A 23,150-nucleotide genomic window follows, 5' to 3' on the forward strand; every position below is an offset into this window, starting at 1 on the left:
CACGCGGGGATCACTGATCCCCGAAGTCGTAGTTCATTTCCGGTACCGGCGCCTGCAGGTAGTAGCCCTGAATGTAGTTCACCCCGGCCTGCCAAAGCGTTGCCAGTACACCGGCATTCTCCACCAACGGAATGATGGTCAGTTTGCCGGCACTTTGCAGGCTCTTGACCATCTCCTTGACTCCTTCCTTGGCTTCATCGCTCTTCTGGATTTCCTCGGTGAACGAGCCATCAATCTTCACGTAATCCACGTTGATGTGTTTCAGCGTATTGAACGGGTTCAGGGCACAGCCGAACTGACAGATGGAAATCTTGCAGTGCAGTTCGTGAATCGCCTTGGAGAACTCCTTGGCCTGTTTCATGTAATTGTTGGCGTCCCCTTCGCGGATCTGGAAAATCAGCGAGTCGCCGGGCAGTCTGGCGGCCTTGAGGGCGACACTCAGCCAGGACGTGAAGGTCTTGTCTTCCAGGGTTTCCGCGGTAATGTTCAGGAACAGCCGGGTGTCGTGGCCCCGGGAGCGGTGGCTGGAAAGCTGTTTAATGGTTTGCAGGATCACCCACCGGTCAATCTTGATGGACATGTCCGTGGGGCCGACTGGTGGCAGGAAATCGTAGGGCGAGACTTCTCCTCCATCCTTATCCAGCATTCTTACGAAGGCTTCGTAATGTTCCTCACCTTCACCCCTCAGGTTAATGATGGGCTGGAAAAGGAGCCGGAAACGGTTCTCATCCAGGGCTTTCTGGATCGCCTCAGCCGAATTGGTGTCGTCCAGAGTTTCGTAGTCGGAGGGGTTGTATATCAGAACGCCGTTGCCCTGTTCGTGACCTTCCTGCTTTTTGAGCTCGGCAGACGCCGTATGGGCGCGGCCAAGGACATCCGGAGCTTTCGGAGAATTCTCGGTTACTGCTGCAACACCAATGCTCAGCGTCACCGGGACAGTCCGCCCATTGATGTCAAACAGATGATTTTCAACCGTTTTACAGAGGTCTTCACACTGGCTGGCCAGCTCTTTCTCGTCGCCAGGCTGACACAGCAGGCAGAAAGCATCGTCGCTCAAGCGGGCCAGTGTCGCCCCTTCCGGGGCATGTTCCTGCAGGATGCTGGCCAGATCGCCCAGCAGAAGATCCGCGCCGGCGATGCCAACCCGGCTCTTCAGGCTCATGAAGTTGTCCAGCGCGATATAGGCGAGCGCGCCGCTTTCGTTGTTCTTGCCGGCATTGGCGACGGCCTGACCAAGGGCGTCCATCAGGTACTGCCGGTTGAAAAGGCCGGTAAGCAGATCCTGGCTGCTGATCTGGCGCAGTTTCTCTTCCAGTTCAGCATCACTGTGTTCTGGCTGAAGTACGATCTGGGTGCATGCCTCACCATCATAGGTGGCCGATGACACCGACATGACAACGTTCAGCTCGTGGTCATCGCTGCGACGGGCGACACAGGTCAGAGTCATACCGTCTTTACCGCTTTCGGCAAAGGATTTCATGAACTCCTTGTACTGTTCCTGGCTTTCCGGTGTGAGGGTGTCGAGGACGGGAATGCAGATCAGTTCGTCGATGTCTTCGTAGCCGAGGAAGTCCAGGTAGGACCGGTTGGCATAGATGTGCATGCCATCATTGATGTAGGCGATGGCATCCTTGGAGCTTTCCAGTAACAGCTGACAACGCTGTTCGGCTTCCCGCAGATGGGATTCCAGAACCCGCCGCCGGCGTCTTTCGTCGAGGGAGGCCAGTTCCCGGTTTACGACAAGAACCAGTTGATCGGTATAATCGAATGGTACCGTGTCCTGGGCTCCTGCCCGCATAACCGAAACGGTCCGATCCCGGTCGTATTCACCGGTTAAAAGTACAAAGGGAATGTCCTTGTCCATGCGGCGAATCATGGCCAGCGCATCGTCCGCGCAGAATTCCTGATCAATATCGCGGGCCAGTAGCAAGTCCCAGCTGCCGCTTTTCAGCGCTTCTTCCAGATCTTCCTCGGAAGTAATACGGTGAGCCCGGGTGGCTTTCCCGGAGTTCCTCAGCAAACTGATCAGCGATTCAGCGTCGTTTTGTGAGGGATCAAGAATCAGAAGGTGTACGGTGGCGTTCTTTTTCTGCATTCGTCAGACGTCTCGTGATACGCATGGGCAGTGCCTCCCCGTTGATGGCACCGGAGGTGCTGAAGCTACAGGGAGGGCCACAGAGAGTCAAATTCATCCTCATTGGTGTTTGCCGGAGGCTTCGGACCGGTGCTCAGAGCCCCGGAATTCTGAAGCTTCAGCTCAAACTGGCTGATGCTGCCGGTGGAGGCCAGCTTCTTCAGCAGTTGACCGTTATCCTCGCGTCCATCATGGAGCAGCGAGATGCGGCTGCCAGACTGGAAAGGCAGTCTGGGTGTTATCAGTGTAGCAGCCTGATTCACGATGCCGATTTCCGGTAGCAGCAGCCCACGCAAATATTCGCTGCAGGCACCGACTTTCTGGATAAGTCGGACGCCACATGGGGCGGCACTGGGTGCCAGAAGTTCAATGCCAATCTGGGTGCCTTTATGCTTGATCTGGCGAATCCAGCGCACCACCGCAATGCTCCACGGGTGGCTGGCATGTTCTCTTACCCCCAGAACCTCGCCGGTTTGCAGCGTCGGAGGTACGTTGCTTTCCCAGGCTGCGCAGTAGCCTCCGGGGCTGCTGTTGATGAGCAGGGCCTGGTGTGACTTCGGTCGCTGTTTTTTATGAGTTTCGATCGGGGGTATTCTGCCGGCACTGCTGCGGAAATTTATCGGCGTTTCGGGCGAGCGGGGGCGTTCCTCCATCGGGGCGGCGTCGTGGGCTTGTGCCCAGACATCGTCATTTGGGCGCGAGGATGCACTAGACGAAGCATCAAAAAGATTTGGCGCCTCATCGTGTTCGCTTTCGTTTCCCCTGACGAACTCATGAAACTGTTTTTCGCCGGCCACAAAATAATGTGTGGCAGTCAGGCCAACGCTGATCTCCAGCTTGCCCTGACTGGAAATACGATTGAAGTTGCGCTTGGCCAGGATGCCCAAAGCCTGGCTCAAGTGTGTCAACAAGGTTTCGTTGACCCGGGGAGGCAGTTGGAGACTGCTTCTGGCCATGTCCCGGGCGCTACCTGCCTGCAGTGCTTCTGACAGCATTTGCGACAGCTCTGTAGTGTCAAAGCTAAATGTGTCGCCATCGGGCCCCTGCTCCAGCAAGCTTCGATAGACCGGTGGGTTGTCTTGCTCCATGTTGACTGCGAACAGACTGTCTTCGCCGAGGTCGGGGCCACAGCTGACACGCTGGGTCCAGATCTCAAACAGTTCGTAGCTTTGCAGCAATTCGTTCTGTCGCAGTTGATTCGGACGTGCGCATCCCAACAGGAGGATGCGTTTGTAGGCATCCTCAACGGTACTGCTACGGCGATGGACCAGGGTGTTGTCATCGATGTCGATACCGGCCAGCTTGTTGCGATGGGCAAAGCGGAACAGGCGGTGACATTCCAGCCAGCTATGCGGGGGTGTCGGGCAGTAGAGCTGGTGGGCGCGAAGTACGGTGGCTCCTAACTCGGAGAGGGTGCGATGCACTGACAGGGCAATCGCTTTGCGATTCTTGTCCAAACCACCGTTGTCCAGGAGTTCCAGTATGCACAACTTATAGCCACCAGCGGAGTGGAGCTGCAGAGCCTGGGAAAGATTCGCGATCTTGCGCTGTTTTTCCGGCAGTGCCACCGATAGCCCAAGATAGTGACGTGACAGCTCGGTGCACACAAAATGAATTTTTGGTCGAAGCATTTCGAGAAACTGCAAGCGCTGCTGGGGCGCGATGAAGAGGTGGTTCAGCTCGATAATGGCGTGATACAGCTGGCGCGATGCTTCACCAATATTGGCCATCGGTAACTGGCTGACCCAGTTCCGGAAGGCTTTCGGAGAGGTCTCGCAGAATGAGAGGCTCGCCGTTCTTTGCTCGGGGACACGGAGTTCGGGTTTCAGAATCGTTCCTTCCATTCTTTTGCGCCAACAAGTTGTGCCAAGTTCTTGAACTGTAAATTAGCAAAGGCGGAACAGAAAGCGAGAAGTTCACGAGTTGACAAACTTTCACAAGTGATATCAGGCCATCTATGCCCTGAGCTGAACGTTATGCGAACAGGTCGATGGGCGTTTTCCCCGTTTTGCCCGGCACCTCGCGGACCAGTTTCGGGACCAGGAATCCGGGCAAGGTAGCCAGCAATGTTCGCACAAGTTCCCTTGCCCGGTCGTCACTGACGTCAAAATGGTGCGCGCCGGCAACAGGATCGAACGCGTGAAGATAGTAGGGTAGCACGCCTGCGCCAAATAACCGTTCGCTGAGTTCGCAAAGCACGTCTGGGTTGTCGTTGACCCCTTTCAGGATGACGCTCTGGTTGAGCAGGGTGGCGCCAGCCGACCGCAGATAACCAAGTGCCTGGCGGGTCTGCAGATCCAGTTCCGCCGGGTGGTTAACGTGGAGTACCACGACAACTTGCAGTCGCGTCTTCGAAAGCCAGGCCAGCAACGAGTCGCACACCCGCTGCGGAATGACTACCGGTAACCGGGTGTGGATGCGCAACCTTCGAATGTGGGGGATGCTACTGATGGAGTCTGCCCAGGCAGAGAGCAGCCTGTCGTTAACGGCCAGGGGGTCCCCGCCACTGAAAATGACCTCATTGATTTCGCTGTCCCGGGCCAGGGTGTCGATGACATGGGCCCTGTCCGCAGCCGATAAGCGGTGCTCTTCGTAGGGGAAGTGACGGCGGAAACAGTAGCGGCAGTTAATGGCGCACTGGCCTGTCACCATCAGCAGTGCCCGGCTGCGGTACTTGCGGATCAACCCCGTGGTTTCCATAGCTCCGGATTCCTGCAGCGGGTCAGAAACATAGCCTTCCATAGGCTCGTCCTCCGCGGTTAGCGGGAGCACCTGACGCAACAGCGGATCGTGGGGGTCTCCCCGGGTTATCCGGTTCAGATAGGGTTCTGGTACCCGAACCGGGAACAGCCTGTGACCTTGCCTGGCGCCGGCCAGCCATTGTTCCGGATCCAGCCCCAGTCGTTTGAGCAGTTGCTCGGGGCTGGTGACGGACTCCGACAGCAGTTGTTGCCAGCTGCGGCAGTCGTTATCGGCCAGGCGGGCTTCTATACGGGTGGGGGTTCGCTGTATCATAGCGACCCTTGAATTTTTAATTGCATCTTTTCGGGTGAACATTTCATGGCTTCATATTCTACCAACGAATTTCGCAGCGGTCTTAAGGTTTTGCTTGATGGCGACCCCTGCGTCATTCTTGAGAACGAATTCGTAAAGCCGGGTAAAGGTCAGGCCTTTAACCGGGTAAAACTCCGTAACCTGATGAGCAACCGGGTGTGGGAACGCACCTTCAAGTCCGGTGAAAGCCTGGAAGCGGCTGACGTAATGGATCAGGACATGGAGTACCTGTACACCGACGGCGAATTCTGGCATTTCATGCTGACCGACGGTTCCTTTGAGCAGTATCCTGCCGATGCCAAGGCCGTGGGCGATACGGTTAAGTGGCTGAAAGAGCAGGATGTCTACACCGTAACCCTGTACAACGGAGCGCCGCTGTCAGTGTCGCCGCCAAACTTCGTCGAGCTCGAAGTTGTGGATACCGATCCCGGTATGAAAGGCGATACCGCCCAGGGTGGGTCCAAGCCCGCTACCCTGTCGACCGGTGCCGTGGTCAACGTGCCACTGTTCATCACCATTGGTGAAGTGCTGAAGGTGGATACTCGCTCCGGCGAGTATGTCAGCCGCGTCAAGAGCAGCTAAAGGCCGTTGTTATGAGCCGAGCGTTCGAGTGGCAGCCATCGGCTTCACCAGGCGCCCTGAAAAGCCGCGCAGACCAGCTAGCCTGGGTGCGCGGCTTTTTTGCGCAAAGGGGAGTGCTGGAAGTGGAAACGCCGGTACTGGGTCGTCACGGAGTGACGGATCCCAACCTGGACGGTATTTCCGCCAATACTGCTGCTGTAGCCGGCGGTGTCGCCGGTGGCTGGCTTCAGACTTCTCCGGAATATCATATGAAGCGCCTGCTGGCGGCCGGTTCCGGTCCCATTTTTCAGGTCTCCAGAGTGTTCCGGGACGGTGAACGCGGACGCCGCCATAATCCGGAATTTTCCATGCTGGAGTGGTACCGGCCCGGGTTTACCGACAGCGATCTGATGGCGGAAGTTGGCGATCTGGTGTGCGGCTGGCTGGGCTGTGCTCAGCCCGGGGTGCTGGCTTATCGGGATGCTTTTCGCCGGTATGCCGGACTGGATCCCTTTCTGGCTTCCGATCGGGAATTGGCTCGCCGTTGTGAAGCCTGGCTGGAGCCGGAGCAGGCAATGACATTGGGCCGTGACGGCTGTCTGGATCTGTTGATGAGTTATCTGGTGGAGCCGGCACTGGCGGATTACGGTCCTGTGTTTGTCACCGGGTACCCGGAGTCCCAGGCGGCGCTGGCCAAAGTCAGTGAGCATGACGGGACTCGCCAGGCCCACCGCTTTGAGCTGTATGTCCAGGGTATTGAATTGTGTAACGGCTATTGGGAGCTGACAGATCCGGCTGAACAGCGCCGGCGCTTTGCCGTTGATAACCAGATCCGACGTCGGTCAGGCAAGCCTGAGATGGCGATTGACGCGGCTTTTCTGGGGGCTTTGGAGGCAGGTATTCCGGAATGCTCCGGTGTTGCGCTGGGGCTGGATCGACTCTTGATGCTGAAGCTGGAAACCAGTGATATTGCCGATGTTATTGCCTTCCCCGTTGAGCGGGCCTGACGACAGCCCCTGGCGATGTGCCGGGGCTGCCTGAAGCCTGATCAGGCGATCGTGCCGAAGGCTTCGCCCATTTTGACTGTTTTTTCCGGCACTTCGTCTTCATTCCACTTGACCGAACCTTTCGGCATCACCAGGACAACGGTAGAGCCCAGGCGGAAGCGCCCCATTTCCTGACCTTTCTCGAATTGAATCGCCGGTTGATCACCGTCGTAACGGGTGGACGTGACGAGGCCGTTGCCGGGTGCCACGACACCGCTCCAGGTGGTTTCAACGCTGCCGACGATCATCGCTCCGACCAATACCATCGCCATCGGGCCGGCATCGGTGTCGAATATACACGCCACGCGCTCGTTCCGGGCAAAGAGGTTGGGCACGTTTTCGGCGGTGACCGGGTTCACGGAAAACAACTTGCCGGGGACGTACACCATCTCCCGGAGCTTGCCAGCGAGGGGCATGTGGATCCGGTGGTAGTCCTTGGGCGAGAGGTAGATGGTGGCGAATTCGCCTTCTGCAAACTCTGCCGCCCGTTGTTCGTCGCCCCCGAGCAGTTCCGTCAGGCTGAAAGACTGGCCTTTGGCCTGAAATACCCGGTCCTCGGTGACCTGCCCGAGTTGGCTAATGGCGCCGTCCACCGGGCTGACCAGGACCGAATCCCTGCTGTCCACCGGGCGCACCCCTGGTTTCAGGGCGCGGGTGAAAAAGGCGTTAAAGCTCGGATAGGCTTCCGGGTTCGATTCCGCGGCCTCGCTCATGTTTACGCCGTAGCGGCCGATAAACCATCGAACAACGCGATTCTTGAGCGCCGGTGTGCGGTCATAGTCCGCCAGGCGACCTGCCAGCCGGGAAACAGCCAGCTGGGGGGTGATGTACTGGCTCAAAACGAAGAACTTGTTGAACATTAAACGGGATCCTTTGCGCTCGAAGGCGCGAAGTTTACCAAATACGGCGGCTTGTATAGAAATTGTTTCACGGCTTCGCGGTTCATGCCGGCCCTTGCTATGATCAGACCTGTTTCGGCGGGGTCGGTACGATAGTATTTTCCCGATAACTATTACATAAGGCGTTCTCTACTTCCCATGTTGCTTATTATCGGTGCAGTCATAGTCGTTGCGAGTGTTCTCGGTGGGTACGTCCTGCACGGTGGAAACCTGATGGTGCTGTGGCAACCCACTGAGATTCTGATCATCGGTGGGGCAGCGGTTGGCTCCTTTGTCATTGCGAATCCGATGCACACGGTAAAAGAGGTGTTTCAGGGAGTCCTGCGCCTGTTGACGGGGTCCCCGTACAACAAGGCGTTCTACATGGATCTCCTGAGTCTGTTGTATGACATCTTTGACAAGTCCCGCAAGCAGGGCGTGATGGCCATCGAGGAAGACATCGATAACCCGGAATCCAGCCAGATCTTTTCACGCTACCCGGCAATCATGAAGTCCGGTCACTTACTGGCTTTTGTCACCGACTACCTGCGTATCATCAGTTCCGGCAACATGGCGACCCACGAACTCGAAGGCATGATGGAAAATGAGATTGATAGCCGTCAGCACGAACTGGAAGAGCCGGCCCATGCGGTCAATAAAATAGCCGACGCTTTACCCGGCCTGGGTATCGTGGCGGCGGTACTGGGTATCGTGATTACCATGAACTTCCTGTCGGAAGGTCCCGAAAAGATTGGTCTCAGCGTGGCTGCGGCACTGGTGGGTACCTTCCTCGGGATCTGGATGGGCTATGGCTTTGTTGGTCCTACCTCCATTGCTCTTGAGCATGCCGTCAAATACGAGTTGAAAGCGTATGAGTGTGTGAAAGCGTCGGTTGTGGCAACGGTCTCGGGGCAGGCGCCACAAATGGCTATCGAATTTGGCCGCAAAGCGTTGCCAACGGACAAGCGCCCGGGATTCCAGGAGCTTAACGACCACGTCCGGTCGAAGTAAGGCCAATCTAGGGCTGTTGGAGCAGGTTTGTGGAAGAACAACCGATCATCGTAAAGCGTAAAAAGAAGGTTGCCGGCGGCCACCATGGTGGCTCCTGGAAGGTTGCCTTTGCGGACTTCGCGACTGCGATGATGGCGTTCTTTCTGGTGTTGTGGTTAACCGCCACTGCCTCCCCGGAACAGAAGCGGGCGGTGGAAGGGTACTTTAAGGATCCGGTGGGCTTTACCGAGGGTGGCTCACCAAACCCGGTTGATCTCGAGGGCAGTGCCTCGGTGATCAAGGAAAGTACCCAGGATATCGAAAGGAGCGATATTCAGATCGAAGACCAGGTGGTGGAAGAGCTGGCGGAAACGCTCGAGCAACGCAAGATGGAAGAGTTGTTCCAGGAACTCCAGGACCGCATAGAGCAGAGCGAAACGCTTCAGGAATTCAAGGATCAGCTGCTGATCGATATCACCAGCGAAGGGCTGCGAATCCAGATCGTCGATCGCTCCCAGCGCCCGATGTTCGACAGCGGCCGGGCGGAACTCAAATACTACTCCCAGGATATTCTTTTTGAACTGGCCAAGCCTTTGGGCGCGGTCAGCAACAAACTGAGTATTACCGGCCATACCGACGCCACGCCATTCAATGGTCGCCCGGGCTACACCAACTGGGAGCTGTCTGCAGATCGCGCCAATACCGCCCGCCGGGCCCTGGTTGCCGGAGGGGTTGGCTCGGGTCAGATCGCCCGGGTGGTGGGTTTGAGTGATTCCGTGCTGTTTGATAAAGACGACCCCACCGCACCAGTGAATCGCCGCATATCGATCATTGTCCTCAATAAGAAAGCCGCGCAAGGTATCCAGAACAATGCGGGGAGTGGTGATGAGCCCCTGATTGACCTGACCCGGCCAACCGAGGCAGAGCAGGAAGAGGCAATGGAAAACCTCAAGCAGGGTGATTGGATGCGTGAGCAGGAAGAGCCCGCCGAGGGCGAGCTCAACTGGTAAGGGTAAGTCGGGTCAGTCCAGCTTGAGGCCCCGTGACTGCTGCTCCGCCATATCCTTGAGGATGCGATGGAAGCTCTTCAGGCGCGGATAGCTGATGCGTCCCTCTTCGGCAGCCGCATCAATGGCGCAGCCGGGATCGCCCAGATGGCGGCAGTTGCGGAAACGGCAGTGGCCGATCAGGTCGCGGATTTCCCGGAATCCGTATTCAATTTCCTGCGGCGTCATATGCCAGAGCCCAAACTCCCGGATGCCCGGGGAATCTATCAAGTCACCACCAATAGCCAGGTGGAACAGCTTGGCGGTAGTCGTGGTATGGGTACCCTTGCCCGTGCTCTCCGACAGCGCTCCGACCCTGAGTGATTCATCCGGCAGCAACGTCTGGATAATGGACGACTTTCCAACGCCTGACTGACCCACAAAAACGCTGGTCTGATCCCGGACAAGAGCCTCCACCTGCGGTGACGGCGTGCTGCCGGATGCGGTGGCGGACGTGCGCACCACCTGATATCCCAGTGCTTCGTAGCGCGCCAGCAGTTCATCGATATCCTGACGGTTCTGGTCGGTTAGAAGGTCGGTCTTGTTCAGCAGGATCACTACCGGAATGTCGGTACTCTCGGCCGCCACCAGATACCGGTCTATCAGGTTGTCATGGGGCTCCGGCTCCGATGCGATCACCAGAATAATATGATCGATATTCGCCGCCACCGGTTTCAGAGCGCCGAAGTTGTCCGGGCGTTGCAGCAGGTTGGTGCGATCACAGCGGGCAACAATGACTCCGGTTTCGCTCTTGCTCGGTCGCCAGATAACTTTGTCACCGGTCACCAGGCTGTCGATGTTGGCGCGCACAAAGCAGCGCACCACCTGACCCTGGTGTTCGCCTTCCAGTGCTTCCACATCCAATTGCTGGCCGTAGTGGGCAATAATCAGCCCCTGCTGTTCAGGCCCCAGCTCGCCGGCTTCCGTCAGTTCCTCAATGGCCTTCTCCTTACGGGAGACCCGGGCCGTCCGTTCCGCCTGGATTTTCTTGATGCGCCATTGCTGCTGTTTGTTCAGTCGCCGTTTAGCCATGAAGTAATTTCTGGATTCTTGATGAAGGGTGGTATTTGCTGTGACATCATACGCTAACCTGAGGATCGCAGCCCGCACGATTGGCATCAACCTCTGAGAATTTATCTGACTTTACGGGCACTGGCGGGTGCCACGCTCCGGGACACGCTACAAGCACATCCCTGTGCGCTTGATCTCCGGCCATCCATGGCCTCCGACAGTCCCGGAGCGTGGCACCCGCCAGCACCCTGCACCAAACCGACAGTTTTGAGGAATTACGCATGGCGGACGTGAATAACCTGGTATGGATTGATCTGGAAATGACCGGTCTGGATCCGGAAAAGGAACGAATTATCGAGATGGCGACCATCGTCACCGACTCGGAGCTGAAGGTGGTGGCCGAAGGCCCGGTGATTGCCATCCATCAGTCAGATAGCCTGCTCGACGCCATGGATGAATGGTGCACCAAAACTCATGGTGAGAATGGTCTCACCCAGCGGGTGAAAGACAGCAAGGTCTCCGAACGCGAAGCAGAACTGGAAACCCTTGAGTTCCTGAAGCAGTATCTGGAGCCCGGCAAGTCACCGCTGTGCGGCAACAGCATCGGCCAGGATCGGCGCTTTCTAGTGAAATACATGCCGGAACTGGAAGGCTTCTTCCATTACCGGAATCTGGATGTCAGCACCATCAAGGAATTGGCGCGGCGCTGGCGGCCGGATGTGCTGGCAGGTGTGAAGAAGCAGGGCAGTCATCTGGCGCTGGACGATATTCGTGACTCCATCAACGAACTGCGCCACTATCGGGAAACCTTTTTCAAATTATAAGCCGTGCTGCCTCAGGGCCCATTGGACGTGTTCCCGCACCATGTCTGATGGGTGGTCCGCGCGCCTTTTCAGTGCCTCAATCACCGGGATGGTTGAGGGCGCGTTGCCGAGGCCGACCGCCAGGTTGCGGAGCCAGCCTTCGTAGCCGGTGCGGCGAATGGCCGAGCCCTCGGTGCGTTTCAGGAACTGCTCCTCCGTCCACATAAACAGCTCGGCCAGTTCGCTGTTGTTCAGGCCGTGCCGGGGCTGGAAATCGGGTTCCTGTGTGGGTTTGCTGAATTTGTTCCAGGGGCAGACCAACTGGCAGTCGTCGCAGCCGAACACCCGGTTGCCCATCAGCGGGCGCAGCTCTTCCGGGATGCTGTCCTTGAGTTCGATGGTCAGGTAACTGATGCACCTGCGGGCGTCCAGCAGGTGAGGGCCCTTGAAAGCGTCGGTGGGGCAGAGGTCCAGGCAGGCGCTGCAGCTGCCGCAGTGATCGGTTTCGAACGGCTCGTCCACCGGCAGCGGGGCGCTGGTGAAGATCTCCCCGAGGAAGAAAAACGAACCCGCTTTCGGGTGAATCACCATGTTGTTCTTGCCAATCCAGCCCAGGCCCGCACGCTGGGCCAGGGCTCTTTCCAGAACCGGTGCGCTGTCGACGAAGGCGCGGTAATCGTGGCCGCTGACGGCCTCGTCAATGCGTTTGGCCAGGGTGGCCAGGCGCTTTCGCATCAGTTTGTGGTAGTCCCGACCCAGCGCGTAGCGGGTGACATAGGCCTTTTCCCGGTTAGTGAGCGCTTCTTTCGGACTGTCCGGTGATGCCAGGTAATCCAGGCGTACGGAAATCACCCGAAGGGTGCCGGGCACCAGGGATGTGGGTGTATAGCGCTTGTCGCCATGGTCTCCCATGTACGTCATTTCGCCATGGTAGCCTTTTGCCAGCCAGCTCTTGAGACGCTCGCCATGGATGCCGGTATCCGGAAAGGTTATGCCCGCGTCACTGAAGCCCAGTTCCCGTGCCCAGGAGCGGATGGATTCCGGCAGGTTTTCAATCGCAGTGGTTGGTTTCGCGGTCATTTCCATGGGATCAGGGTGAACGTACGGAATTTTAATCTGATTAAGTTATGACCTTTTTCTCTGTTTTGCTATTCTTTACAGGTATCTGGCCAATTTTCTTAAACTGATTTCTTTAGCTGGAGCGCGGGTGCATGCCCCTGTCTGATTCACACAGTCTACCAGAAGACCTGTATTCCGCAGATGCTGTGCGGGAGATCGATCGTTATGTGATTGATGAAAAAGGGGTTAATGGTTTCGACCTGATGCAGGCGGCAGCGGCCTCGGTCTTTCGCCGGCTGGTGAAACGGTGGCCAGAGCCAGGCCGGATCCTGGTGCTGTGTGGCGCGGGAAATAATGGCGGCGATGGTTATCTGGTGGCTGCCGCTGCCAAGCGCCATGGTCTGGATGTGAGTTGTGTGGCTGTAGCTCCGGTCAGGAAGCTGTCTGGCGATGCCCGTCTGGCCTGGCAGAAAGCAAAAAAGGATGGCGTTGATATCGTAGCTTGTGCCGGTATGGCGCCGGATGAGCTGGAAGCCCTGTTGGAATCAGCGAACCTGCTTGTGGACGCCATGCTGGGTACCGGCGTCTCAGGTGCACCGCGGGAGCCGTTTGCAGAGATGATCCGCCGCTGCGAATCTGCCCGGCTGCCCGTCGTGGCGGTAGATCTGCCATCGGGGCTGAATGCGACTACCGGTGCAGCAGCAGGAGATGTGATTCGGGCGGATATGACGGTCACCTTTATCGGTCTGAAGGCGGGCCTGTTCACCGGGCATGGCCCGGAAGCCTGCGGTGAAATCTGCTTCGAGTCGCTGGAAACGGAACCGTGGCTGGAGGACTGGCGACAAGAGCCACTGGCGCTCCGGGTTGACTGGGCCTCAGTGTCGGCCTCTGTTCCGCGTCGGCCAGTCACCGCCCATAAGGGGCATTTTGGTCACGTGCTGGTGGTGGCTGGTGACAGGGGCTTTGGTGGCGCCGGTATCCTGGCTGCCGAGGCAGCCTCCCGTGCTGGTGCGGGGCTGGTCACTCTGGCGACGCGTCCTGAGTATGTTGCACCGGCGCTGGCGCGTTGTCCGTCGATCATGGTCCAGGGACTGATCCACGGCTCAGAGCTGCCCGCTTTGCTGGATGCCGCCGATGTGGTGGTATGCGGCCCGGGTATTGGCCGGAGCGCCTGGGGCCAGCAAATGCTCGAGCAGGTGATTGCCAGTGGCAAGCCCAGGGTTTTGGATGCCGATGCGCTGAATCTGATGGCCTCCCGGGTTGCGGTAAAGGACGATGTCCATATCCTGACGCCTCATCCGGGTGAGGCTGCGCGGTTGCTTAACTGTGAGGTGGCTGAAATCGAAGTGGACAGGGTCAAGGCTGCCGACAGGTTGTGTCAGGTGTTTGGTGGCACGGTGTTACTCAAGGGCGCAGGTACTGTCATCGCATCAGGTGTGGAGGCGCCCAGGATTGTTGCTGGCAGTAATCCGGGGATGGCAACAGGAGGCATGGGAGACGTGCTTTCGGGTATCATAGGCGCCTTGTACGGGCAACTGGGTAATCCGCTGCACGCTGCCAGCACCGGGGCCTGCCTGCATTTGGCGGCTGCCAACCTTGCCGCCCGGAGTAAAGGTTTTATGGGGCTGTTGCCGGGCGATGTGATTGATGCCGTGCCGGGGGTATTGGCAGAAACTGAAAGGAAGCGTGGCAGCTTGCAAGCGATAGAGTCGGGAACGTAATGCAGTCTGATCAACAGGAATTTCGCATCTTTCTGGCTGACGAAGCCGCCACGGAAGCACTGGGGGGGCAGTTGGCAAAAGCGGTCGTAGGTGCCGGGCATGGAGGAATCCTGTTCCTGAAGGGCAACCTGGGGATGGGCAAAACCACGCTGAGCCGGGGCTTCATGAGAGGGTTGGGGCATGAAGGGGCGGTCAAGAGCCCGACCTACACCCTGGTGGAGCCCTACGAGCACCTCCAACCAGCGGCGTTCCATTTCGATCTCTATCGGCTGGGTGATCCGGAAGAACTGGAATACATGGGAATTCGGGATTATTTCGAAGGTGGCAATGTTTGCCTGATCGAGTGGCCGGATAGAGGGCAGGGTGTTTTGCCTCAAGCAGATCTTGAGATCTCCCTCGAGCGGGAAGGCAAGGGGCGTTCAGCGAGACTGGCGTCGGGAACGAAGAACGGTGAGTTACTGTTGGCGATGCTAGAGGATGCTGGCAACAACCGATCCGACACAGCTTCAGATCAGGACAAGCGCGGGTGAGCAGTATGACAATCATCAGAGCATTAAGAACTTCGATGGCAGCCGCTATGCTTGCCATGCTGCTGGTCTGGCCAGTGGCTGCCATGGCGGGTAAAGACGTGGAAAGTGTGCGTATCTGGCCTGCGCCTGACCACACAAGGCTGGTTCTGGACATCGCGGGCAAGGTGGAGCACAACGTGTTTTCATTGTCAGGACCTTCCAGATTGGTGATCGATATGAAGGATGTCACCCTGAAGGCCGACTTTTCTGCGCTGGACCTGTCCGGGAGCCCGATTCAGAGAATCCGGAGCGCCCCCCGCAACGGCAATGACCTGCGGGTCGTGCTGGATCTGAAAAGCGAAATCAAGCCCCGAAGTTTCCAGTTGGAGCCCAACCAGCAGTATGGTCATCGCCTGGTGGTGGACCTGATCGATGAGGGCGGCCTGAAGGTACAGAAAGCCGCCAAACCGACCGTCACTGATCATGCCAGTGGCAAACGGGATATTATCGTGGTGATTGATGCGGGCCATGGTGGTGAGGATCCGGGGGCTATCGGACCGAGAGGGACTCGCGAGAAGGATGTTGTGCTGTCCATGGCGAAAACCCTGCAGCGGATCATTGACGGGAAACCCGGCTTCACGGCCAAGCTGACGCGCACGGGTGATTATTACATTGATCTTCGAAGCCGGACCTTGCTCGCCAGAAAGCACAATGCGGACCTGTTCGTGTCGGTCCATGCGGACGCGTTCAGGACACCGCAACCGAGGGGGGCCTCTGTGTTTGCATTGTCCCAGCGTGGTGCGACCAGTGAATCCGCGCGCTGGCTGGCCCAGAGTGAAAACCGTTCCGATCTCATTGGTGGCGCAGGCGGTGTGTCCCTGAACGGCCGTGATGAAATGCTGGCGGGTGTGCTTCTGGATCTGTCCATGACCGCCAGTATCAACTCCAGCCTGGGAATCGGTAGTTCAATCCTTGGTGAACTTGGGAATGTCACCAAGCTGCACAAGCGTGGCGTAGAGCAGGCTGCCTTTGTGGTGTTGAAGTCACCGGATATCCCGTCACTGCTGGTGGAGGCAGGCTTTATTTCCAATCCGCAGGAAGAGAGGAACCTGTCCAGCTCATCCTATCAACGCAAACTGGCTAATGCCGTTTTCGATGGTATCTACGACTATTTCTCGGACACACCGCCCCCTGGCACGTTACTCGCAGCACAAAAGATGAACAGGCAGGGCGGTAACTCGGTGAGTCAGTATCGGATTCGACGTGGCGACACCCTGTCAGACCTGGCGCGGGAGAACCAGATTTCTGTCAGTGAGCTGATGCGATTTAACGGCCTGAACAACGACCGTGTTATGGTAGGGCAAACCATTCGTATTCCTGCTTCCTGAACAAGAGGTTTTTCCGAAACATGCCCGCCATCCGATTGCTGACTCCACGGCTTGCGAACCAGATTGCCGCAGGCGAAGTGGTGGAGCGCCCCGCTTCTGTTGTCAAGGAACTGGTGGAAAACGCCCTGGATGCCGGCGCCAACCGGGTTGATATCGATGTAGAGCAGGGTGGTGTGAAGCTGATTCGGGTGCGGGACGATGGCTCCGGCATCGGTGAAGCCGATTTACCCCTGGCGCTCAGTCGCCACGCTACCAGCAAGATAGAAAGCCTGGATGATCTGGAGGCGGTCGCCTCCCTGGGGTTTCGTGGTGAGGCCCTGGCCAGCATCAGCTCCGTGTCGCGCCTTGCCCTGACGTCCAGGACGGAAGCGCAGGAAGCGGCATCCCGTGTCGAAGTCGAAGGTCGTGACATGGACGCCCGGATTTCACCCGCTGCTCACCCTGTGGGCACAACCGTGGAAGTGCGGGATCTGTTCTTCAACACGCCGGCCCGCCGCAAATTCCTGAGAACCGAAAAGACCGAGTTTAACCACGTCGAGGAGTGCGTTCGAAGGCAGGCGCTGAGTCGGTTTGATGCCGGGTTTACCCTGCGCCACAACCAGCGTGTTATCCAGAGCCTGCGCCCGGCGGAGAATCCCCTGGACCGGGAGCGCCGTATCGGTTCCCTGTGCGGCCAGCAGTTCATAGATAATGCGGTGGTGATTGATGCCGAGGCAACCGGGCTGCGCCTCTGGGGTTGGGTTGCCCTGCCAACCTTCTCGCGCAGTCAGGCGGACCTGCAGTACTTCTTCGTCAATGGCCGGGTCATTCGTGATCGTCTGGTCGCACACGCCGTGCGGCAAGCCTACCGGGATGTCCTGTACAACAATCGTCATCCGGCGTTTGTCCTGTATCTGGAAGTGGATCCGGCCACGGTGGATGTGAATGTTCACCCGACCAAGCACGAAGTGCGATTCCGCGACGGCAGGCTGGTACACGATTTCATTTTCAGGACCCTCCACAAGGCACTGGCGGATGTTCGTCCGGATGACCATCTGCGTGGCGCCGTTGCCCAGTCTGCGGTGAGGGAAGACGTCGGAGGTACTGGCGTTGTTGGTGGTGCATCTTCTTTTCCTGGTGGCAACGCAGCATCGTCAGCCGATCAGCAGATGTCCCGCAGTTGGGGAGAAACCGCGTCCGTATTTCCGTCACAGGGGAGTGGCGGGCATCAGCCGCAACCGCACCATGAGTGGCAGGCCCGGGATCAGATGGGCTTCTATCAGTCCCTGAATGAAGGTGGCGGCCTGGCCGGTCGGGAGCAAAGTGCGCCTGTGTCGGACCTTGCCGTGGGGCAGCCTACGCCGCCGACGGACGGTGAAGCTGAGCCGCCACTGGGATACGCCATCGCGCAATTGCATGGTATTTATATCCTGGCCCAGAGCCGGCAGGGGATGATCGTCGTGGATATGCATGCGGCTCATGAACGTATCACCTACGAGCGCATGAAGCGGGCGCTGGAAGCTCAGGATCTGAAGAGTCAGCCATTGCTGGTGCCAGTATCACTGGCGGTCAGCCAGAAAGAGGCGGCCCTGGCGGAAACCCATGGCAGCGAACTCCAGCAGTTGGGGCTCCAGGTGGAGCGCATTGGTCCGGAAACCCTGGCCATCCGGCAGGTGCCTGCCCTTTTGCGGGGCGCGGATACCGAACAATTGGTGCGTGACATCCTGGCCGATCTGATAGAAAACGGCCAGAGTGATCGGGTTGAGGCGGTGACCCACGAACTGCTGGGTACCATGGCCTGTCATGGGTCGGTCCGGGCAAACCGGCAGTTGACCATTCCGGAAATGAACACCTTGTTGCGGGATATGGAAGCGACCGAACGCAGTGGTCAGTGCAATCATGGTCGTCCTACCTGGACGGTCGTGACCCTCTCCGAGCTGGACAAACTGTTCCTGAGAGGGCGTTAAGGGCACCATGGCTGATCATCTGTGCCGGGCTTCCCGGTTGCCCCCTGCTATTTTTCTGATGGGCCCGACCGCATCCGGCAAGACCGACCTTGCCATGGCGTTGTGTGACCAGTTGCCTTGCGACATCATCAGCGTTGACTCGGCGATGATTTACCGGGGCATGGATATTGGTACCGCAAAGCCGTCAGCGGAGGAACTTGCCCGGGCGCCCCATCGTCTGATTGATATCTGTGATCCGGCCGAAAGGTATTCGGCTGCCGATTTCCGGCGGGATGCCCTGCGGGAGATGGCGGCCATTACCCAGGCTGGCAGGATTCCGCTGCTGGTGGGCGGTACCATGATGTATTTCAAGGCTTTGCTTCATGGTATGTCGGATCTGCCATCCGCGGACCCGGAGCTCCGCAGTGGACTGGAGAAGGAGGCCGGGGAAAAAGGGTGGGCCGCGCTGCATGAGGAGCTGGCAGCCCGGGACCCGGTCGCCGCAAGGCTGATACACCCGAACAACCGTCAGCGGCTGATAAGAGCTCTGGAAGTCGTGCGCCTGACAGGGCGGCCAATCTCTGAACTCTGGCAACAATCGGGCGACGAGGGCGCGAATGGGAATGGCAAGCCCTCTAATGTCGAGGATTACACCTATTTTACTCAATGGCAGGCAGACGAATCCTCATCGCTTCCGTATACTGTTGTGCAACTTGCTGTTGCTCCCACCGACAGAAAGGTCCTTCACGAGCGGATACGTCTGCGTTTCATGAAAATGCTGGAGGCCGGCTTTCTGGAGGAAGTCCGGGCGCTGATGGCCCGGGGAGACCTTGAAGCGGGTTTGCCTTCCATGCGTTGTGTCGGATACCGCCAAGCGTGGCATCACCTGGCCGGTGATGACGACTATGACACCATGATTAGCAAGGGTGTGGCTGCGACCCGCCAGTTGGCAAAACGGCAGCTAACCTGGTTGCGAAAGTGGTCCGATGTGGACTGGCTCGACAGTGACGATAGATATATCACTGAAACGGCCTTGAAAATTATCAGACTTCGCACCACATTTAAATCTGAAAAATGACGATCTGCACTTACTTATAAACAGGAGAAAACACATGTCAAAAGGGCATTCTTTACAAGACCCTTACCTCAATGCATTACGCAAGGAGCGCATTCCGGTTTCCATCTTTCTGGTCAATGGCATCAAGCTTCAGGGCCAGATTGAATCTTTTGACCAATTCGTGATTTTGCTGAAAAACACTGTCAGCCAGATGGTCTACAAGCACGCCATTTCTACCGTTGTACCGGCCCGGAACGTACGTATTCCGCCGCAGGCACCTGGCGGAGAAGGTGAGGTTGAAGACTGAGTTGTCCGGTTTTCCGGTATTGCCACCCGCGTTTCCAACGAACCCCCTGGCGGTTCCGAGGAGCGCGGGTGTTTGTTTTTATGAGGCTAACGGTTTGACTGTTTCGGAGTTGTTACCACTTGTTTGAGCGTCCCGACGTTGGTGAAAGGGCAATTGTCGTCCATATTGATTTTTCCTCTCACGAAGAGACTGAAGACCCGGATGAGTTTCGGGAGCTGGTGACCTCCGCCGGAGTAGAGCCGGTGGGCCTGGTGACTGGTTCCAGAAAACAGCCAAGCCCCCGCCTGTTTGTCGGGGAAGGCAAACTGGAAGAGATTCGCGATGCGGTCGCCGCGAATGAAGCAGACGTGGTCCTGTTCAATCATGCTCTGAGCCCCTCCCAGGAACGTAATGTCGAGCGTGAACTCAGGTGTCGGGTCCTGGATCGTACCGGTGTCATTCTGGATATTTTTGCCCAGCGTGCACGAACCCATGAAGGCAAGCTTCAGGTGGAGCTCGCTCAACTCGAGCATATGTCGACACGACTCGTTCGTGGCTGGACGCACCTTGAGCGTCAGAAAGGGGGGATCGGTCTTCGCGGGCCTGGTGAAACCCAACTGGAAACGGATCGCCGGTTACTTCGTGAACGAATCAAGTCCATTCACAAGCGGTTGGAGAAGGTTCGTCGTCAGCGTAACCAGGGGCGCCGGGCCCGTAAGCGTGCAGATATTCCAACCGTTTCTCTGGTGGGCTACACCAACGCGGGAAAATCGACACTGTTCAACCATATCACCACTTCGTCCGTATATGCTGCGGATCAGTTATTTGCGACGCTGGATCCGACGTTGCGGCGGCTGGAACTTCCGGACATTGGGCCGGTCGTATTGGCGGATACCGTCGGGTTTATCCGCCATTTGCCCCACAAACTAGTGGAAGCCTTCCGCGCGACACTTGAGGAAACCACCGAGGCAACCCTGTTGCTCCATATCATTGACTGTCATGATAGTCGTCGTGACGAAAACATGGAGCAGGTGGAAGAAGTGCTGGCCGAAATCGGCGCCGATGAAATCCCGGTGCTTCAGGTCTTTAATAAAATCGACCTGCTTGATAGTTTTACTCCGCGTATTGAGCGTAACGAGGACGGCTTGCCGGTCAGGGTGTGGTTGTCAGCGGTCACGGGTGAGGGGATTCAAGGGCTGTTTGACGCGATTGTTGAGCGTCTGGCTGAGGATGTCATTCACCAGTTTGTGTTGCTGGGCCCGCGGGACGGCAAGCTCAGGGCGCTCCTCCATCAAGCCGGTTCGGTGTTGAGTGAAGAGCATCGGGACAGCGGTGATACAGTGCTGGAGGTGCGCCTGCAGCACCGGGACTGGCTCCAGTTGTTGAGCCGGGCCGGTATAAAGGAAAATGAGATCAGATTAGACGCAAGGGAGGCGTAGGCCGGCAACGCTATTGCCGGGGCGCTTATAAATCCCTAGTATTTGCAGCCATTCTATCAGTCAGGAACGGAGAGCATTATGGCCTGGAACGAACCGGGTGGTAACCGCAACGACAATGACCCTTGGGGAACCGGTGGTGGTCGTGGCGGCAATGATCAAGGTCCGCCAGACCTCGATGAGGCGCTGAAAAAAGGCCTCGACAAACTGAACAGGATGCTGGGTGGAAAAGGTGGTCGCTCCGGCGGCTCCGGCGGTTCTTCATCCGGCGGTGGTGGATTTGGCGCCATTCTGGCGCTGATAGCCATTATTGGTGTGGGTTACGTCGTGTTCCAGTCGTTCTACACAGTGGACGAACAGGAACGAGCGGTTGTCCTTCGCTTTGGTGAGTTCAGTCGCACAGAGGAGCCGGGTCTGCGCTTCAAGGTGCCTCTGATTGACGATGTTACCAAGGTGCGCGTGACGAATGTCCGGACTGCCGAGTCCAGCGGTCAGATGCTGACCCAGGACGAGAATCTGGTAACTGTGGACCTTCAGGTCCAGTATCGTGTTGGCGATGCCAAGGCGTATGTATTGAATATCAGGGACTCCAATCAGGCCCTGGCGTTTGCTACGGACAGTGCGCTACGTCATGAAGTGGGTAGCTCCACCCTGGACGGGGTACTGACCGAAGGTCGTGCCGAGCTGGCGGTTCGCGTTGAGCAGCGCCTGCAGAGCTTCCTGCGTGACTACGGCGCCGGCCTGGAAATTGTGCGTGTGAACGTTGAAAGCACCCAGCCGCCACCCGCGGTTCAGGATGCATTCCGTGAAGTCCAGCGTGCCCGTGAAGACGAGCAGCAGGTCAAGGAAGAGGCGGAAACCTACCGTAACAAGGTTGTGCCGGAAGCCCGTGGCCAGGCCCAACGTATGATTGAGGAGGCCAATGCCTACAAGGAAGAGGTTATCGAACGCGCCAACGGTGAAACCGCACGTTTCCTGGCAATGCTGGAGGTGTACAAGATGTCTCCGGAAGTGACCCGTGAGCGTATGTACCTGCAGGCGCTGGAAGGGGTTCTGTCCAGTACCAGCAAGGTTCTGGTGGACACCGAAAGCAGTGGCAACATGATGTACCTGCCATTGGATCGCCTGACCCAGGGGCGTGTTACCAGCAGCGGCAGTGGATCGGACAGTTCCGGCGGCAAACCTGATATCTCAAATCTCACGGATCAGGTGATTCAGGAACTGCGTGGACGGCAGGATACCGGCATTCGGAGGAGCAGATAATTATGGGACCCAAAGGTGTAGTGGGCCTTGCAGGCGCCCTCATTGTAGTCCTGCTGGTGTTGTCGAGCGTTTACATCATTCCTGAGACCCATCGCGGCGTGAAGCTTCGCTTTGGTGAGCTCATTGAAACGGATATGCAAGCTGGTCTGCACTTCAAAGTGCCGGTAATTGACCAGATCCGCGAGTTCGATATTCGTGTGCTGACCATGGACCTGCCTTCCCGTCAGTACCTGACCATCGAGAAGAAGCCTCTGGATGTGGATTCCTACATCGCCTGGAAGATCCGCGACGTGGACCAGTTCTATCGGGCGACCGGTGGTGACGAATACCGCGCCCAGTCCCTGCTGCTGTCCCGGGTGGACAATGGCCTGCGAGACGAGTTCGGTGTCCGGACCATGGTTGAAGTTGTCTCCGGTCAGCGTGACGAACTGATGCACACGCTGCGGGACCGGGTTAACGAAACGGCCCTGAAAGAATTCGGTATTGAAGTGCTGGATATCCGGGTCAAGGCGATCGAGTTTCCGGGTGAGGTGAGTCAGAACGTCTATCGCCGCATGGCGACAGAGCGTCAGAAGCTCGCCCAGGAATTCCGCTCCCGCGGTCGCGAGCTGGCTGAAGGTATTCGTGCCGATGCCGACCGTCAACGCACTGTGGTACTGGCGGAAGCATTTGCCGAGGCTGAGGAAACCCGTGGTGAGGGTGACGGTGTGGCTGCGCGCATCTATGCCGATGCCTACGGCGCGAATGAAGAGTTTTACAGCTTCTATCGTAGCCTGCAGGCGTACGAGACCACCTTCTCAAGCAAGGACGACATCATGGTGATCGATGCCAATAGTGACTTCCTGAGGTTCCTCAAGGATCCACAGGGCGGCCGCTAAGCAGGATCTCCCAGGTCCAAAACCGGAATACCTCGGTATTCCGGTTTTTTTGTGCCTGCCAACAGTGTAAAATTCTGCCGGTTTTGGTTCGGGGTTTTTCCTGCT

General features: G+C 57.6%; 20 protein-coding genes. 14 read left to right on the top strand and 6 right to left on the bottom strand.

All coding sequences use genetic code 11. The features are described from left to right. Nucleotides 1-10: 10 nt before the first annotated feature. The 3 genes from Q0Y21_RS03725 to epmB all read right to left on the bottom strand — a co-directional run bounded on the left by Q0Y21_RS03725 (nt 11) and on the right by epmB (nt 5,149). Nucleotides 11-2,095 carry an EAL domain-containing protein gene (locus Q0Y21_RS03725; protein ID WP_297791679.1) on the bottom strand — a complete coding sequence of 695 codons (2,085 nt, stop codon included), beginning with the start codon at nt 2,093-2,095 and terminating at the stop codon, nt 11-13. 65 nt (nt 2,096-2,160) lie between these two features. After that, nucleotides 2,161-3,978 carry a GTPase gene (locus Q0Y21_RS03730; RefSeq protein WP_297791681.1) on the bottom strand — a complete coding sequence of 606 codons (1,818 nt, stop codon included), beginning with the start codon at nt 3,976-3,978 and terminating at the stop codon, nt 2,161-2,163. 130 nt (nt 3,979-4,108) lie between these two features. Next, the gene (gene epmB / locus Q0Y21_RS03735; RefSeq protein ID WP_297791683.1) at nt 4,109-5,149 is read right to left on the bottom strand and encodes an EF-P beta-lysylation protein EpmB; all 1,041 of its coding nucleotides are present in this window, start codon (nt 5,147-5,149) and stop codon (nt 4,109-4,111) included. A 45-nt stretch (nt 5,150-5,194) separates the two neighbouring features. Between epmB and efp the strand changes: the two genes are divergently transcribed. Then, entirely contained in the window at nt 5,195-5,770 is a 576-nt protein-coding gene (gene efp, locus Q0Y21_RS03740) for an elongation factor P (protein ID WP_297791685.1), read from the top strand. Nucleotides 5,771-5,781: 11 nt separating this feature from the next. Then, nucleotides 5,782-6,756 (top strand): EF-P lysine aminoacylase EpmA, encoded by a 975-nt coding sequence (gene epmA, locus Q0Y21_RS03745; protein ID WP_297791687.1) that lies wholly within the window; start codon nt 5,782-5,784, stop codon nt 6,754-6,756. 41 nt (nt 6,757-6,797) lie between these two features. Here epmA and asd read toward each other — a convergent pair whose 3' ends face one another. Then, entirely contained in the window at nt 6,798-7,655 is an 858-nt protein-coding gene (gene asd / locus Q0Y21_RS03750; protein ID WP_297791689.1) for an archaetidylserine decarboxylase, read from the bottom strand. Between the two features lie 177 nt (nt 7,656-7,832). On the opposite strand from asd, the gene motA reads away from it, so the two are divergent. Both motA and motB read left to right on the top strand, forming a co-directional pair. Beyond that, nucleotides 7,833-8,684, top strand: a complete 852-nt coding sequence (motA, locus tag Q0Y21_RS03755) for a flagellar motor stator protein MotA (RefSeq protein ID WP_297791691.1) — start codon at nt 7,833-7,835, stop codon at nt 8,682-8,684. 29 nt (nt 8,685-8,713) lie between these two features. Beyond that, on the top strand, nt 8,714-9,673 hold the full coding sequence (gene motB / locus Q0Y21_RS03760) for a flagellar motor protein MotB (protein ID WP_297791693.1): 960 nt from the start codon (nt 8,714-8,716) through the stop codon (nt 9,671-9,673). 12 nt (nt 9,674-9,685) lie between these two features. Here the strand turns inward: motB and rsgA are convergent, their stop codons facing one another. Beyond that, a complete protein-coding gene (gene rsgA / locus Q0Y21_RS03765; RefSeq protein ID WP_297791695.1) occupies nt 9,686-10,741 on the bottom strand; it encodes a small ribosomal subunit biogenesis GTPase RsgA in 1,056 nt (351 codons plus the stop codon). Nucleotides 10,742-11,001: 260 nt separating this feature from the next. Here rsgA and orn point away from each other — a divergent pair, with 260 nt between their 5' ends. Beyond that, on the top strand, nt 11,002-11,544 hold the full coding sequence (orn, locus tag Q0Y21_RS03770) for an oligoribonuclease (RefSeq protein ID WP_297791697.1): 543 nt from the start codon (nt 11,002-11,004) through the stop codon (nt 11,542-11,544). Here the strand turns inward: orn and queG are convergent. Further along, a complete protein-coding gene (gene queG, locus Q0Y21_RS03775) occupies nt 11,539-12,603 on the bottom strand; it encodes a tRNA epoxyqueuosine(34) reductase QueG (RefSeq protein ID WP_297791699.1) in 1,065 nt (354 codons plus the stop codon). The genes orn and queG overlap by 6 nt on opposite strands. Nucleotides 12,604-12,734: 131 nt before the next feature. On the opposite strand from queG, the gene Q0Y21_RS03780 reads away from it, so the two are divergent. The 9 genes from Q0Y21_RS03780 to hflC all read left to right on the top strand — a co-directional run bounded on the left by Q0Y21_RS03780 (nt 12,735) and on the right by hflC (nt 23,045). Beyond that, nucleotides 12,735-14,303: an NAD(P)H-hydrate dehydratase gene (locus Q0Y21_RS03780; protein ID WP_297791701.1), complete on the top strand. Its 1,569-nt coding sequence runs from the start codon at nt 12,735-12,737 to the stop codon at nt 14,301-14,303. Next, complete coding sequence (gene tsaE, locus Q0Y21_RS03785; protein WP_297791703.1) at nt 14,303-14,833, top strand: tRNA (adenosine(37)-N6)-threonylcarbamoyltransferase complex ATPase subunit type 1 TsaE; 531 nt, start codon at nt 14,303-14,305, stop codon at nt 14,831-14,833. Before Q0Y21_RS03780 ends, tsaE begins: the two co-directional genes overlap by 1 nt. A gap of 35 nt (nt 14,834-14,868) precedes the next feature. Continuing rightward, nucleotides 14,869-16,200 carry an N-acetylmuramoyl-L-alanine amidase gene (locus tag Q0Y21_RS03790; protein WP_297792494.1) on the top strand — a complete coding sequence of 444 codons (1,332 nt, stop codon included), beginning with the start codon at nt 14,869-14,871 and terminating at the stop codon, nt 16,198-16,200. 20 nt (nt 16,201-16,220) lie between these two features. Next, a complete protein-coding gene (gene mutL, locus Q0Y21_RS03795) occupies nt 16,221-18,146 on the top strand; it encodes a DNA mismatch repair endonuclease MutL (protein ID WP_297791705.1) in 1,926 nt (641 codons plus the stop codon). Between the two features lie 7 nt (nt 18,147-18,153). After that, a complete protein-coding gene (gene miaA / locus Q0Y21_RS03800) occupies nt 18,154-19,203 on the top strand; it encodes a tRNA (adenosine(37)-N6)-dimethylallyltransferase MiaA (RefSeq protein WP_297791707.1) in 1,050 nt (349 codons plus the stop codon). A 34-nt stretch (nt 19,204-19,237) separates the two neighbouring features. Next, nucleotides 19,238-19,489, top strand: coding sequence for an RNA chaperone Hfq (gene hfq, locus Q0Y21_RS03805; protein WP_297791709.1), 252 nt, complete (start codon nt 19,238-19,240; stop codon nt 19,487-19,489). 119 nt (nt 19,490-19,608) lie between these two features. Then, nucleotides 19,609-20,907: a ribosome rescue GTPase HflX gene (gene hflX / locus Q0Y21_RS03810; RefSeq protein ID WP_297791711.1), complete on the top strand. Its 1,299-nt coding sequence runs from the start codon at nt 19,609-19,611 to the stop codon at nt 20,905-20,907. Nucleotides 20,908-20,985: 78 nt separating this feature from the next. Further along, nucleotides 20,986-22,167 carry an FtsH protease activity modulator HflK gene (hflK, locus tag Q0Y21_RS03815; RefSeq protein WP_297791713.1) on the top strand — a complete coding sequence of 394 codons (1,182 nt, stop codon included), beginning with the start codon at nt 20,986-20,988 and terminating at the stop codon, nt 22,165-22,167. Between the two features lie 2 nt (nt 22,168-22,169). Continuing rightward, on the top strand, nt 22,170-23,045 hold the full coding sequence (gene hflC / locus Q0Y21_RS03820; RefSeq protein WP_297791715.1) for a protease modulator HflC: 876 nt from the start codon (nt 22,170-22,172) through the stop codon (nt 23,043-23,045). Nucleotides 23,046-23,150 lie beyond the last annotated feature (105 nt).

It is taken from the genome of uncultured Marinobacter sp. (assembly GCF_947259545.1).
Taxonomy (GTDB): domain Bacteria; phylum Pseudomonadota; class Gammaproteobacteria; order Pseudomonadales; family Oleiphilaceae; genus Marinobacter.